Source organism: bacterium (assembly GCA_040755795.1).
In the GTDB taxonomy this organism is placed as follows: domain Bacteria; phylum UBA9089; class CG2-30-40-21; order CG2-30-40-21; family SBAY01; genus JBFLXS01.
On the sequence record JBFLXS010000016.1, the window covers coordinates 1 to 13168 of the forward strand.

The window sequence follows — 13168 nt, forward strand, 5'->3', positions numbered from 1 at the left end:
TTTCGAAGGAGCGTATTAAGCATTACATTGACCTGATCAATCGCCGCCCTCGAAAATGCAATGGCTTCATCTCTAGCTATGATGTGATAAATAACTATATGAGTTGCACTTAATTTGACAATTCATTGAAAAATAAAAACTATTTAATCTTATTCGTGTATCTGTAGAGGAAAAACGCACCAACAACAGATAATAGAAAACTTCCAATTACAGCAATATAGAAACCTGATTCGACATTAGCGAGCGGTATAAAATTAAAGTTCATACCATAAAATGATGCTACTAAAGTAGGAATATATAAAACAATTGTGATTACTGCTAAAGCCTTCATGACAATATTTAAGTTGTTAGAAATAATAGATGCGAAGGCGTCCATCATACCTGCTAAGATATCTCTATAAACAGAACACATCTCAATCGCTTGATTGATTTCGATTTCTGTGTCTTCCAGCAAATCCATGTCATCTTCATATTGCTTAAATTCAGAGCTTCGTGTTAATTTGTGTACAACAACTTTATTAGAATTAAGGGCCGTAGAAAAGTATACAAGGGATTTGTTGAGTTCCATTAAATCAAATAGTTCTTGGTTTCTCATTGAATGATGCAGTTCACTTTCAACTTTCTTAGTTTGACTATCAATTTTCTTTAGGAAAGCGATGTATGTCATTGCCAATCGATACAAGAATAATAATGTTAATCGTACCTTTTTATGTGGTTCAATCTTTTTATTCTTGCTAAATAAATCTTTGACCATATCTGTTTCTTTGACACTGATTGTAATAAAATGATTCTCAGTGTGAATAATCGCAAAAGGTGTTGTTGTATATGCATTCTTACTGTTTTTAATTGGATCATATAGTGGAACATCAAGAATAATTAACTTAGCGCTGTCTTCCATATCGATATGCGCATTTTCTTCTTCATCAAGTGCACTTGTTATAAATTCATTAGGTACACTAAGTTTTGACTTCAACCACTCTACTTCTTCAGTTGTTGGTGCTATAACTTCAATCCAAGAACCATTAACTAATTCTGTTGTTTCCAAAATGTTGATGTTGAATTTTTCTAACTTTTTGTTTACTTCATAATATTGTCTAATCATTGCTCACACATCCTTTTTGAGCAGTTAGACATGATGTCTTTTTCATCTTCTTTCCTCCTAATTATTATTTTTCTTATTCCATTAGAAGGTAATTTGAACGTGACTAACTAACACTCTCGTTATCAACGTGCGAATGTATAGTTAAAAAAACTTGAGTCGTATGATTCAAATTACCCTTTTGTATTCGCTCGTGATCCGATTCCATTAGTTATTCACCTCCTAAACATCGTTGTTATTATATCACTAAAATATCATAATAAAAACCCCAATTATATTAAAAAAGCATCAATATCTGATTGTGAAGCACGTCTACCAGAGTCTTTTCCAGATATGACTTTCATTTCAAGTTGAACCAATTCAAAATATGTCGTTAAATCAAAATATTTCGAATCTTCAATTGATATGCCTAGATGAGCCAAGTTAAAGATAATGTTTGAGGTTGCACCAAACTCGGGCTCATCATTTGGACTGTGGGGATGGTTTGGTGCCTTTTTGGAGAGTGCCTAACATCTCCCCGATGGTTTGAGATAAAATACCTAGTTCTTCTGTATCACTTAAGATGCCAAAATCAAGTGCCATCAAGAAATCATTATAGGATGTCTTACTGAATGGACGATGAAGCACGTAGATGATCCGGAAGATCGTATCGATCACAAGTGAGAAATCTTCTTCCTTGATGTTCTTACCCTTTTCAAGTTTTTTGATATCACTGAAAAGTTCAGAACCGAATACATTGCGATAATCTATGATTGTAAAAAGTGACGAGTGGAGTTTATACTCCTTGTCACCAAGTTTGATAACTTTTTCCATAGTTCAATCCTCCTTAAATGAATGTTGGTAGTACTGGCGATGTTGATAAAAAGTTCGTGTAATTAGTGTCTCCAACACTTGCGATAACACGAAGGATTAGATTATTTCCTGATTCGATTGGGCGAGCGGTGATGTTAAGTGATATTGAGTTAGCTTCAATGGAGTCGGCTTTCGATTTGCTAGCATCCCCTGAAGGTGTAGCTGTACATAGGTAATACCAAATACGACGTGCTTTAGCATCACCTTGAATTTCATAACCCAATGCGAAGGTCTTGGTTTCATTGTTGACCACTTCGACAAAGTTGCCATTAGTGTCCGTCTTGAATCCAAAGATATCTTTCTTGAATTCATCATCAATCTCTGTGAATTTGAGAGTGACGGTTGAGCCTGAATTGGATACTAGGGTTGCGATAACCTTATCGTCTGCATAGACTTGTGAGCTACCACCAATGATTTCGGTAGTGATTTCTTGAGCACCTACCAGACGCTTTGGTGTTCCAAAAGTCCAGGAACCATCTACTGCAATTGTAGCGAGTGCATAGTGAACATTGGTAAGTCCGAATGTGACTTTATTACTCATATTTTATTTCCTCCTGTTTGATTTCATAAACTCTGGTTACCGAGTTATCGTCATTAACGTACTCGGTAATCATTTGATAATTAAACCCAGATTGATAGAGAGCTGATTCTAATTGCTCCTCAATTGTGGGTTCTTTTGATTCTGTGACTAGTGTGATTTGATAGGTGATGATACGAACTGCTGATTTGTTATCTGCATAGGATTGCACTCTATCGCTGATTTCTTGATAGATAATAAATGGATATACCTGGAGTTCGTTTGCATCGACAATATTTGTTCCATAAGATACTCGATTTGGTAAAACACTATCAAGTATCTGGAATAGTTGTTCTAGAAAACTCATGAAGATCCACCTCTTTCAATAATCGATTTGATTTTCTCTACCATATCCGGTGCAAATGCATCAAATGCCGGTCGCATGAATGGACGTGGTCCCACAAATTTACCACCACGATGTGTAAATCCAAACTCAAGTAAATGAGTTAACCTTCCTTTAGTGCTTGAATAGATAGCGATTCTTTTGTTGATACCTTCACCTTCAGGAATAGCAACAAACGATTCTGCAAAACCATAGGCTTGACCACTCTTCGGTGCTTTTGACTGAATGTAGGCTAATACTTTATCTGCGGTTTCATCTAGTACTTTTTCCATTTCTTTGATGACATCTTCTGCATAAGATTCGACAAGCTCACTAATTCCAAGTGCCAATTCATCCAATGAGACCATCAATATCACCTTTTTTAATCTTTGTTTCAACAAAATAAAGCTCAATAAACTGACCGCTGATATAGGTTCGTTCAATTTTATAAATTTTTGAGTCAATCAATGCATGTCTAGACCCATCATATAAGAAGCTCTGAATTTTGACTGCAACATCGATTCTGATGTCAGTTTTCTTGCTTTCATAATATTCTTTTGATGTTACTGATAGATTAATCCCAATAACCTCTTTAGAACTGATAAGGTCTAGTTTTCGATTCCCTATGTTATCTGGTGTGTTGTCTAGTGATAGAAGCGTTAATTTGATGTTGGGAGAACTTGGAAACATTAGGAAGTACTTCCTTTCGTGAATGATAGCTGCTTGATGAGCATTTCAAAACTTTTCGGAAGTTCTTTCACGGATCCATCGTTCTTAAAACCAAAGAACGTCTTACAGTAAATAAGGATGAGGGAATCCACGATTGGGACTCCCTCACCATTTACGACATCATCGGCCACACCTACAGAACGAATGAGTTCTTTACAAGCCTCAATATGAGACAACAACTCCTCATCAGCATATGTTTCTGTTAGAGGAATCAAGAGTGCTTTCTTTACTGTATCGAGTATGGCCATGATTTAGTTCCTCCGATTAGGCAGCGGCTTTCTTCTTGATGCGAAGAAAACCTTTATAACCTACCACATTACCACCAGTGAATACAGATGCTTTGTAGCAGATAATGCCATCTTTAAATTTGTAGTCTGTCGATTTGCCGATTTCAACCGGTGAGAAGATAGGCACTTCATAGTTCTTGAGAGAACCATAAGCCATTGCGTATTCACCAGCTACAGTCGCACTGTCAGCGATCGCTTTGCAATGTGAGTTGATCACATAAGGAATGCCATCGATGGTTTGATTGATGTAATCAACGGTATGAACCTTACGACCTTCGGAAGTGCGAAGACCAGCAAATGCACGCAAATCATTTTTATTCAAGATAAGAACCGCACCACCTTCGACTTCTTCATCGCCACCATAGGCAAAGATGATGTCATCTAATGTTGTGTCAGTGATTGCTGAAAGTTCGACTGGTGTAGTATCTGCTAGTGCAACTGCTTGATCACTGAAAATCCCTGTGAATGTATTGGATGTACCAGCACCACGAAGGATCTGTTCCGAGATTTTCTTTTTGAGTGATACATTGATGTTCTTGAGTACCTCAGATTGATAAGGAATGCTTGGAAGCTTTTCGAGTTCTTCTGTGATTTCGGTATAAGCTGTTATCTTGACTTTGGTAATTGTGACATAACCAAATGCAGGTTCAGTCTCAGTGTATGCTGCACCTTCAGCTGTAGTTCCAGCAATACCATTCGATTTCACAAATGATTTCTTGTAGGTTTCACCACCATTAAGGTTGATGATATTGACCTTGTCCACCAAAGTAGATACTTGGGCATACGGAACTGGTGCGAGGTTGTTTGATACGGTTTCAGGGACCAAAACTTCCGAACTGGACACTTGGATAACTCGATTTTCACGGAGCTGTTTACCGCGTAGTTCTAGGGTTTCCTTATTGTCAGTGCGTGTATCAATGACAATCGGTTTGATTTCGACTTTGGATGCAATCATCATCTTTTTATCGATGACAGATCGTTCCTCTTGTAGGGTATTGCATTCTGTATCGAATGCTTCAAGTTTTGCTACATCTGATTCCGCTTCAACAAGTGAGCGAATTTCAGTTAAGCGTGCTTCAATTTCTTTGCGTCTTTTTTCTAAGTTCATGTTTTTTCTCTCCTTTAGAGTTTTAGTAATTGGTTTTGATACGGATCTTCATTTTCATCACATCAACATGTTGTTTCTGCTCTTCTAACTCCATAGCCTTTAGTTCTACATCCATAGACTCTAAAGAACGGGCATATATACTAGTTGAATCGTAAGCTGGCGTGTCTACCACTGAGACATCATAGAGCCTTCCAATTTTAGTGATGGTACGTTTAGGGATTTTGCCTTCCTTATTCCATGTCTGTTCTTCAACAGTGAAAGCAAAACTCATCTTATCAAGTAGGCCACTGCGGACCATCTTGTAGATGTCTTGGTTCGATTGGGTGTCGACTAATTCAGCTTTTACTTTTAGCCCAATGTTATCGACCGATAGCGTCAGTGATTTATTCTTTGTTCGAGCGATGATAAGGAAGGAATCCATATGGTTGTATTTCATAGGGACATCTTTCATTTGGGTATTTTCAAGTGCTCGATGGTCGATAGATTCAACGAAACCGTACTCTTCATTTCCGATGAGTGTTTCCTGGTTGAACACAATCGCATAACCTTCTAAAGTCATCTTACCTTCAGCTTCTTCAAATTTAACATCTGCTAGTCTTGTTTCTTTAATCATTGGTTCTCACCTCAATTTTTGGTTTTCCTGCTTTTCCTTCTACAATATATTCAAGTTCTGAATCTTTGTAGTGAAAACTTGTAATCTTGTTTTCTTTGCAAAACTCATCAATGATTTGTGATTTTGCTTTCTGTGTTTCTAGAATCACTTTGAGTGCTTCTTTTGATATCGTTCCATTAACTGTTACCTTCATCTTTGTTCTCCTCACCAATTTGGTATTTGTTTGCCTTATCCGCATCCACAAAGTTGAGCGATTGCAGTCGCTTGTTTCCACCCTCAATAGGTTCTAGTCCAAGCAAAGCTCTGGATTCATTTAAGGTCATGATCCCTAGGCTCATCAATTTTTCGATGGCACTCACTTTTGTATTCCAGCTTGCATACTGCAATCGTTCACTGTAGAAAATAATCTCTTCACCACGAGTTAACTCATTTTCGGTGAGCAATCCCAAAGAAAAAGCCTCTGATAACTGAATGGCTAGAGGCTCAATGGTTGACTCATAAAACGAGTTGAAATCTTCTTCACTATATTTGTTTGCGAAGATTGGTGCTGATACCCCAAAGTAATCAAGTATCTTAGATTGTAAAAATTCGAGTGTTTCTTTATCAATCAACTTGGGATCAACTGTTAGTGGTACGTATTCAGACTTTAAGTCGATCGGGATGATCGAGCTTCCTTTAGTGCTAATAGAATCGTTAAGAGCTAAATCAAAGAGCTCTCTTTGTTTCTTCTTATCTGCTTCTGAAAGCATCCCATTCATTTTGATGATTCCTTTAATCTGCATGGATGATCTGACAGCATTATCGATTCCTTGAAGCACATTCTCATTGATTGAGATGGTTTTAAGTATCGCTTCATGATCACCTGATGATCCATTTCCACCAAAGATATCATTGGAAGCAAAGTACTTCCTCAAGTGGATGACATTCTCATAGGGTAGTGTGAATTGTTGGCCATCCTCAAAGTAGAACTTCAAGTAGTAACCATCAGCATTATCAACCACAGCTTCAACCAATATCGGTCTTAGTGGATAAAGTGCTTTAAGCCCACCACTCAATGAATCAAACATCGGATACACAAATGCATTATCATTCAGTAGTAATAACGTAATCACCTTATAGATAAAGTCATAGGGTGTCATGAGCGGGTTAGGCTTATGCTTCAATAAAAAAGACAGTCGACCCTGTTTCTCGGTTACTGTCTTGTCTGCTTCAGTTTTAATGTATCTTGGTTTGAGTTTTGCACATTGGCTCGCAACCCTATCAATACATATCTTGACCACATCACTTTTGGATATGTTGTTACCAAAAGGTATGAAGAACGTATTGTTTTGATTCAATAACTGGAAGGTGTTTGTTGAACCTTTCTTTTTCTTACTTGTTAACCAACTCAAATTATCATCTCCAATGAAAAAGAGGCATTTGCCTCTAATTTCCGTTAATCACTTTTTATAAATTTCTAAAACAATACCACTTTTCTTATAAATCTCTTCCCAACCATTGGGTCTATCCTGCTTACCTTCTTTATTTTCATTAATACGTTTGTTTTCATCAGAAGTTATCAGAGCTAAAGGAAATTTATCTAACAAGTTAATTGCATCATCATCTGTTTTAGCAAACAATACTTCTTTTGCTTGTTTTGCTGCAGGGATTAAATGATCAAGCGTTAATAATCCTCTTTTCCCAAGAACTTTGTTAGCTTTATTTAAGTCTCCGTGGTTTCTCATCTTTAATTTGCTCTCATCTAACAATGATTTTGCTGAAGATGATATATAATCGGCTCCATTATGATTTGTGTGACTCTTAATTGATTCTCGAACTAATTTAATCAAACACTTGGTTTGCTCTGAGTTGGGCTTAGATTCATTATAAATAATCCTTAGTTGTTTAATCGTCCATATTAAGTTTTCCTTGTTACGCCATTCTATACTCATACTTTCACCCGATATCTTTATCTTTATTGGATTTATTATAGCATATTTTCGTAATCTATCTTATACCTATTAAGAACTGCATAAGCAATAATCAAAGCTACTGTTCCATCAATTCGCTTGTATTTGGAGTTAAGTTTTGAAGGTTGAATATTGCTATTTAAATCAACTTTTTTTGTATCAAAAAAGCATCATTTAAATATCAAATTATTTTCATAGTTGATCAGTTAATTGTTTGGTAAAGTTTCAAGTTGATCAATAAATTCTGTTGAGGAATGAAACACTCTACCTTACCTTTTCTGTGTTAAATAAAATAAGCTATTGCTATGTGCTGTACAACAAATTAGTTTTTATGTGCCTGACTTTATCCAATAACTTTATAACTCATTGGTTTTGTTGTAATATCTATTTCTAATACATTTAGTCTTACTAAATCATCAAGAATTTGTCTAATTTTTGAGTGTGGAATGCTTCGAATTGTTGATAATTTTTCAATCCTAATCATAAACCAATCATTGTTGTTAAGCACTGAATAGTATTTCAAAATAGAATAAATATAATGTGTATTTTTTGATTCATGATTAAACTTTAATCCTTTTAACCTATATTTTTCTCTAATATTGTTATAACAAAGTCTAAAAAATTCTGCTTGATGTTTTTGCTCAATTAAATATCTTTCAGAATCAGCACTATGAGCTGCATTAGAAAAGATTAACGAATCGAACATTTTGGGGTCTTTAATACTTATACCTGGTAAAAATTTGTCCTCATTCCAAAGTTTCAAATAGTTTTTACTTTTTGCTTTTTCATAGTCATCATGCCAATCTAACGGTAAAACACCATTATATCTTACACTACTATGAATTAGGAATAACCTTTCATAGATATCTAAGTCTTTATTTCTGTTTTTTCTTTTTGTGTACCCGATTTCATCATGATAAAATCTTGGGAGTCCTTTGGTAACTATTAAAAATATCGCTAAATCTTTAAACTCCATTTCGAGTTTAGATTCAACAAGTCTTATGGATTTACCTTTAAATCGATCAATTACATAAATATCGCTAAACCACCCATCACTATAAATAATGTAAATCATATTTGGATTTTCTATATCAGGAATTAACTTTATTTGTTCGTCATCCCACCATTTAAATTTTCGAGCTCTCTTTTTTATGTCAATGATTTCATCGTCAGTTAATTGTGTTGGTTTAAAAGTCTCACAATGTTGGAGCGTTTTACCATTATCTTCATACCAAATTGTAACTTTTGACTCCTCGTCATTTTTTGAAAGTTTTACTTTAACAATTCTATTGTAAGGATTTAGTTCTCAAAATTTTTTCACTGCACTGATTAAGTAGCTATTACTCATATTACAACCCCTTTACTTATAGAGATTATAACATGTTTTCGTAATCTAACTTATATCGATTTAAAACTGCATATGCAATGATGAGTGCTACTGTTCCATCAATTCGCTTGTACTTGGAGTTGAGTTTTGATGGTTGAATATTCCCATTTAAGTCTACTTTGGCTTGGGTGTTAGACAAGCACCATTTCAAGATCGGATTATTGTCATAGTTGATCAGCTTATTCTTTAGGTCTGCTTCCAGTTGTTTCATTGGTTCCGATAAAGAGTAGACACCTTGACGAACCTTCTCCATATTAAATCCTAAGTCTTCCATCTCTTTAATCCAATATTGAGAATTCCATGGATCGAATCCTACCCAAAGAGGTCTAATGTGGTGTTCTTGAATCATCTTCATGAACCACTGAGTCACCAATGAAAAATCGTTTTGACTTCCAGGGGTGAGTGTAATCAACCCTCGTTTAATCCAAATATCATATGGGACGTTATCTTCTTCCATGCGTTTCTTAACAACATCGCTTGGCATAAAGAATTGTGATAAAACATACTTCTTATTATCATCCTTTTTCTGAATGACGAGAACAGCTACAGTTAAATCAGTAGTTGAAGATAAATCTACTCCACCGATAGCATAGGAGTTCTTGAGTGTGTTTAGCTCATGCTTTGCTTCGTTATTTAAGTCATCAAATGACAACCATGCACCCTGATCGACTTGTTTGATATTGAAGTCTTTACATAACATCGTAACTCTTGTTGAATGATCATTCTTCGATTTATTCATTACATCTTCCAAATATGAAGTCAGTTTCACTACACCTATACTTGGATTTGATTTCTGCCAATTCCTGGAATCGTCATATATTTCCTGAGTATTGTCTTGAGTATATAACCAAGGTAATACACGTTCATCAGTGATTTCACCCTTCAGCATCTTCCGTGCATAATCCAATTTATTATCTAGAAACCCACCAACTGTCGTTCCTTCGGTTGTGATGATAAAAATCAATGGTTCTTTCTTGGTAGATTGGCTTTGCTTAATCGCATCATATACTTTTGAATCTGTCATCTCATGTACTTCATCAATACAACCAACTTCAATGTTATAACCGTCTTTGTTTCTACTCTGAGCAGACAATTTTTTTATTTTATTCTTTGTCCTTGGAGAATAGATAAAGAAGATATTCTTTTTACTGCGTTTTTCATTGGACAGTGCGGGAGATTGCTCTCGCATGTTATTGATTTCTTCAAATAGAATGTTCGCTTGTTCGCTTGTATTGGAAGCACATACGATATCAACACCACCTTTTGATAAAAAGAACTCAGCAAGATCAATACCAGCGATAAAGGTGGTCTTTCCGTTCTTACGAGCAATCAACAGTATGACTTCATTGAATCTTCGTAAACCAGAATCCTTCAATTTAAATCCATATGCCACCTGGATAATTGCTTTCTCCCAAAGTTCAAGTATAAACGGTTGACCATTAAATGGTGATTTTGTGTGTTTACAAAAGGTTTCTATAAAATCAATTCGAAGATTCCCTTGATTTTCATCAAATACATACTTCGGGTTATTCAAATCCTGAAGCAAGATATCTAGTTGTTTTTTTAATTCCTCACCAACTAGAATGTTTCCAGCTTCTATCTGATGATGGTATTCAATTAGGTAGTTCATCAGGTGTTTGCTTTCTTTAGAAACTCATCGAATGCATCATCACCATCAATAACATTCTTACCCATGATTGAGTTTAGTGTTTTGATGACTGTTCCATATGAATTAATGAGTTTAGTATAATATTTAGCAGCTTCTGTCTGTCTTTGAGCACCTTTACTTGAGACTTGAACTGCACCATGCTTTCTGATTTGCTCTTGAAGAATCCCAAGTTCAACCTTCATGAAAGCAGCTTGCTCAAGTAGGTTATCTACCAGTTGAGTTTTGGTCTCATCAACGGACGAAAAAAGCGACCGCAGTCGCTCTAGTTCTATATTGATATCCTTTAGTTTAGACACTACAACACCTCATTCGAATATAGCTTCTGGACATATCATAACCGGTCCTACTGCCTTCATTCCAAAGACTCTACTTGCTAGGTAATTAAACTCCATATTGTGTAGCAATCCCTCTTCATTGACTAAAACGATTTGACCAGGAATCCTCAAAGGATAAACCTCGATAAATCCTTTGACTTGTTCTTGAAGTTCATCCAGTTCGAATGTAGTACCCTTTGGTTTTATATAAGTGATAGTATTATCAGTATTTAATACTAGTGCCTTGTCTTGAAAGATACCACTTAAAAACAATCTAAGAGGAATCACACTTGAACTGTTGCATTCTGAACAGCACTCTTCGTTTCCAATTGGGTGGGCATTGTGTGAGTCACCCAAGATTTCTTTATTGCACAAGCTGCATGTCATTTTTAATTACCTCAATTAAGTCTTCCTCTGGGATGATTGCTAAGTCTCCCCATGTGCCATGTAGTTGATTGAGTCCATCGATGTATTCAATGACTCCTTCTCTACCGTTATAATGGTCTTCACCCTTCATATCGATGATTCTGATTTTATCACCAATTTTGAACATGATAAGTACCTCCTAAGGTTAGTAATATATATCACTCTAAAGAGAGGAAATAGCAAGTAAAAAAGCGACCAAAGTCGCTTTCGTTCGTAATCAAATGCTCAATCCCATATATTATTAAGTACTTGAATTTCCGTATCTTCCTCAGGATTTGTAATAACAATATCATACTCATTATTATTCTTAAAATCCCTAATTAATTCGGTAAAATAACCTCTTCCAAATAGCTCATTATCATCGAAACATTCAACTATTTCAGAGAAATTTGGGTCAGTAGAATCAGCAAATAATATTATATTATCTAGTGAATAACGGTTAATAAAAGAGTTATACAAATTGTTTGCAAAAGTTATATTAACTTCGGGATTATAGACAAAATGTTTTGTCATGTTATAGCCCTTAAAAAATGATTTTATTAATTCTGGTGTGGCACTTACAGATCTATCAAGTACTAATTTGTCCACAAGAAATGAAACAACCTCTGGGGTTAAATCCGGTCTCTTAGCTATTATTAACGAACATAAATCTTGGATTTTATTCTCTTTATTTTTAAATGCTATTAAAAATTCAGCATCTCTTTCTTGAAACTTCTCACAAACCAATCTGACTTGGCCATCAAAATATTTATAAGGTGATTGGTTAAATCCATTTCCAGTTGAAATGGATCCTTTCTTTCCATAAATAGTAGATAAATTTTTATATTCATCAGGTAATTGATTATCATTAAAACCAATGATAAATGCATTGATGAACTGATAACTAAAGACTAGTAATTCATCTTGTTTCTTCCAATAGTTTCTATTATATTCATTATTATATATTCTGTGTGCTGGAACATTGCGTAAATCGGATATTTCTATTGCAAAATCTTCGAAAGTTGTTGCCAAAACACTATCTTCAATAATATTCCTTAGCATATCGCTTAGTTTGGGTTTCTTTTTGCTTCCCAAAACGCTCTTTGAATCATAAATTTTCCTGATTAGTTCTTTATTAAGGTTTTGATAAAGTATTTTGTAAAGTTCCAAAACAAACAAATAATAGTTGATTTTAGAAGGCACAAATATTGGATGAAAATGCTCTAACTCAGATATTTCGTATGACCTTGTAAACATAGTATCTCCAAATATATCTTTTGTGATTCGATTAACAATGTCAATACCAGTCAGCAATAAGTTGTATATGTCTATTTCTTCGTATTTGTATCTCTCACCATATATCAAATTAGTAATGTTTTGCTTCATAATTTGCATATTATGGCTTGGCACAATTTCATATCTTTCAACAAAGTTTTGAAAATCTACATCCTGTTCAAGTAATTCATATAGAAAAATACTAACTACTGGATTTCCAGATTTCAAATCGTGTGCAAGACAAAGGTTTTTAATATATATTCTATCATTTGATTCATCTGAAGAAATCACATACCCTCTATATGAAACCCATTTGAAGTGATATTTTGAGTTATTTGTAAAGATTGTGAGCAATTCATTCTTAAAATAAATAGCAGTAAAATCTGATTTATACAAAGCTAGAATTTGATAATGAGAAAAACCGAAATTTCTCAATTTACGATAGTGCTTTTTACAAAATGATTCAGTGAATGAAATCTCACCATCATTTGATAGATTAATAACCTTGTCAGTTATTAATGGTGATAAATCAAAAATAACTTCATTTTTATTCATGTGATTGAAGTTATTTTTTTTAACCAT

General features: G+C 34.7%; 18 protein-coding genes. All 18 read right to left on the reverse strand.

The genetic code is table 11. The features are described 5' to 3' along the window. Window positions 1–139: 139 nt before the first annotated feature. Window positions 140–1102, reverse strand: coding sequence for a magnesium transporter CorA family protein (locus AB1414_02205; protein MEW6606254.1), 963 nt, complete (start codon window positions 1100–1102; stop codon window positions 140–142). 459 nt (window positions 1103–1561) lie between these two features. Further along, complete coding sequence (locus tag AB1414_02210; protein ID MEW6606255.1) at window positions 1562–1912, reverse strand: hypothetical protein; 351 nt, start codon at window positions 1910–1912, stop codon at window positions 1562–1564. A gap of 13 nt (window positions 1913–1925) precedes the next feature. Then, on the reverse strand, window positions 1926–2492 hold the full coding sequence (locus AB1414_02215) for a major tail protein (GenBank protein ID MEW6606256.1): 567 nt from the start codon (window positions 2490–2492) through the stop codon (window positions 1926–1928). After that, on the reverse strand, window positions 2485–2835 hold the full coding sequence (locus AB1414_02220; protein MEW6606257.1) for a hypothetical protein: 351 nt from the start codon (window positions 2833–2835) through the stop codon (window positions 2485–2487). The genes AB1414_02215 and AB1414_02220 overlap by 8 nt, the downstream gene beginning before the upstream one ends. Further along, complete coding sequence (locus AB1414_02225) at window positions 2832–3209, reverse strand: HK97 gp10 family phage protein (GenBank protein ID MEW6606258.1); 378 nt, start codon at window positions 3207–3209, stop codon at window positions 2832–2834. The genes AB1414_02220 and AB1414_02225 overlap by 4 nt, the downstream gene beginning before the upstream one ends. After that, entirely contained in the window at window positions 3202–3540 is a 339-nt protein-coding gene (locus AB1414_02230) for a hypothetical protein (protein MEW6606259.1), read from the reverse strand. Before AB1414_02230 ends, AB1414_02225 begins: the two co-directional genes overlap by 8 nt. After that, a complete protein-coding gene (locus AB1414_02235; protein ID MEW6606260.1) occupies window positions 3540–3827 on the reverse strand; it encodes a hypothetical protein in 288 nt (95 codons plus the stop codon). Before AB1414_02235 ends, AB1414_02230 begins: the two co-directional genes overlap by 1 nt. Before the next feature lie 16 nt (window positions 3828–3843). Further along, the gene (locus AB1414_02240; GenBank protein ID MEW6606261.1) at window positions 3844–4974 is read right to left on the reverse strand and encodes a phage major capsid protein; all 1131 of its coding nucleotides are present in this window, start codon (window positions 4972–4974) and stop codon (window positions 3844–3846) included. A gap of 22 nt (window positions 4975–4996) precedes the next feature. Beyond that, window positions 4997–5587 carry an HK97 family phage prohead protease gene (locus AB1414_02245; protein MEW6606262.1) on the reverse strand — a complete coding sequence of 197 codons (591 nt, stop codon included), beginning with the start codon at window positions 5585–5587 and terminating at the stop codon, window positions 4997–4999. After that, complete coding sequence (locus tag AB1414_02250) at window positions 5580–5780, reverse strand: hypothetical protein (protein MEW6606263.1); 201 nt, start codon at window positions 5778–5780, stop codon at window positions 5580–5582. The genes AB1414_02245 and AB1414_02250 overlap by 8 nt, the downstream gene beginning before the upstream one ends. Continuing rightward, window positions 5764–6978 (reverse strand): phage portal protein, encoded by a 1215-nt coding sequence (locus AB1414_02255; protein ID MEW6606264.1) that lies wholly within the window; start codon window positions 6976–6978, stop codon window positions 5764–5766. The genes AB1414_02250 and AB1414_02255 overlap by 17 nt, the downstream gene beginning before the upstream one ends. Before the next feature lie 48 nt (window positions 6979–7026). After that, window positions 7027–7518, reverse strand: coding sequence for a hypothetical protein (locus AB1414_02260; protein ID MEW6606265.1), 492 nt, complete (start codon window positions 7516–7518; stop codon window positions 7027–7029). Between the two features lie 361 nt (window positions 7519–7879). Beyond that, window positions 7880–8611 (reverse strand): hypothetical protein, encoded by a 732-nt coding sequence (locus tag AB1414_02265; GenBank protein MEW6606266.1) that lies wholly within the window; start codon window positions 8609–8611, stop codon window positions 7880–7882. A 298-nt stretch (window positions 8612–8909) separates the two neighbouring features. Next, complete coding sequence (locus tag AB1414_02270; GenBank protein ID MEW6606267.1) at window positions 8910–10553, reverse strand: terminase TerL endonuclease subunit; 1644 nt, start codon at window positions 10551–10553, stop codon at window positions 8910–8912. Then, window positions 10553–10888, reverse strand: coding sequence for a hypothetical protein (locus AB1414_02275; GenBank protein MEW6606268.1), 336 nt, complete (start codon window positions 10886–10888; stop codon window positions 10553–10555). The genes AB1414_02270 and AB1414_02275 overlap by 1 nt, the downstream gene beginning before the upstream one ends. Before the next feature lie 9 nt (window positions 10889–10897). Continuing rightward, window positions 10898–11194 carry a hypothetical protein gene (locus AB1414_02280; GenBank protein ID MEW6606269.1) on the reverse strand — a complete coding sequence of 99 codons (297 nt, stop codon included), beginning with the start codon at window positions 11192–11194 and terminating at the stop codon, window positions 10898–10900. Between the two features lie 76 nt (window positions 11195–11270). Further along, window positions 11271–11459 carry a DUF4314 domain-containing protein gene (locus AB1414_02285; protein ID MEW6606270.1) on the reverse strand — a complete coding sequence of 63 codons (189 nt, stop codon included), beginning with the start codon at window positions 11457–11459 and terminating at the stop codon, window positions 11271–11273. Window positions 11460–11557: 98 nt separating this feature from the next. Then, window positions 11558–13141: a hypothetical protein gene (locus tag AB1414_02290; GenBank protein ID MEW6606271.1), complete on the reverse strand. Its 1584-nt coding sequence runs from the start codon at window positions 13139–13141 to the stop codon at window positions 11558–11560. Between the last annotated feature and the right edge of the window lie 27 nt (window positions 13142–13168).

Excerpts from the sequence above, each read along its gene's own strand:
- AB1414_02205 (MEW6606254.1), bottom strand. The coding sequence starts at position 1,102 with ATGATTAGACAATATTATGAAGTAAACAAAAAGTTAGAAAAATTCAAC.
- AB1414_02210 (MEW6606255.1), bottom strand. The coding sequence starts at position 1,912 with ATGGAAAAAGTTATCAAACTTGGTGACAAGGAGTATAAACTCCACTCG.
- AB1414_02215 (MEW6606256.1), bottom strand. The coding sequence starts at position 2,492 with ATGAGTAATAAAGTCACATTCGGACTTACCAATGTTCACTATGCACTC.
- AB1414_02220 (MEW6606257.1), bottom strand. The coding sequence starts at position 2,835 with ATGAGTTTTCTAGAACAACTATTCCAGATACTTGATAGTGTTTTACCA.
- AB1414_02230 (MEW6606259.1), bottom strand. The coding sequence starts at position 3,540 with ATGTTTCCAAGTTCTCCCAACATCAAATTAACGCTTCTATCACTAGAC.
- AB1414_02235 (MEW6606260.1), bottom strand. The coding sequence starts at position 3,827 with ATGGCCATACTCGATACAGTAAAGAAAGCACTCTTGATTCCTCTAACA.
- AB1414_02240 (MEW6606261.1), bottom strand. The coding sequence starts at position 4,974 with ATGAACTTAGAAAAAAGACGCAAAGAAATTGAAGCACGCTTAACTGAA.
- AB1414_02245 (MEW6606262.1), bottom strand. The coding sequence starts at position 5,587 with ATGATTAAAGAAACAAGACTAGCAGATGTTAAATTTGAAGAAGCTGAA.
- AB1414_02250 (MEW6606263.1), bottom strand. The coding sequence starts at position 5,780 with ATGAAGGTAACAGTTAATGGAACGATATCAAAAGAAGCACTCAAAGTG.
- AB1414_02260 (MEW6606265.1), bottom strand. The coding sequence starts at position 7,518 with ATGAGTATAGAATGGCGTAACAAGGAAAACTTAATATGGACGATTAAA.
- AB1414_02265 (MEW6606266.1), bottom strand. The coding sequence starts at position 8,611 with ATGATTTACATTATTTATAGTGATGGGTGGTTTAGCGATATTTATGTA.
- AB1414_02270 (MEW6606267.1), bottom strand. The coding sequence starts at position 10,553 with ATGAACTACCTAATTGAATACCATCATCAGATAGAAGCTGGAAACATT.
- AB1414_02285 (MEW6606270.1), bottom strand. The coding sequence starts at position 11,459 with ATGTTCAAAATTGGTGATAAAATCAGAATCATCGATATGAAGGGTGAA.
- AB1414_02290 (MEW6606271.1), bottom strand. The coding sequence starts at position 13,141 with ATGAATAAAAATGAAGTTATTTTTGATTTATCACCATTAATAACTGAC.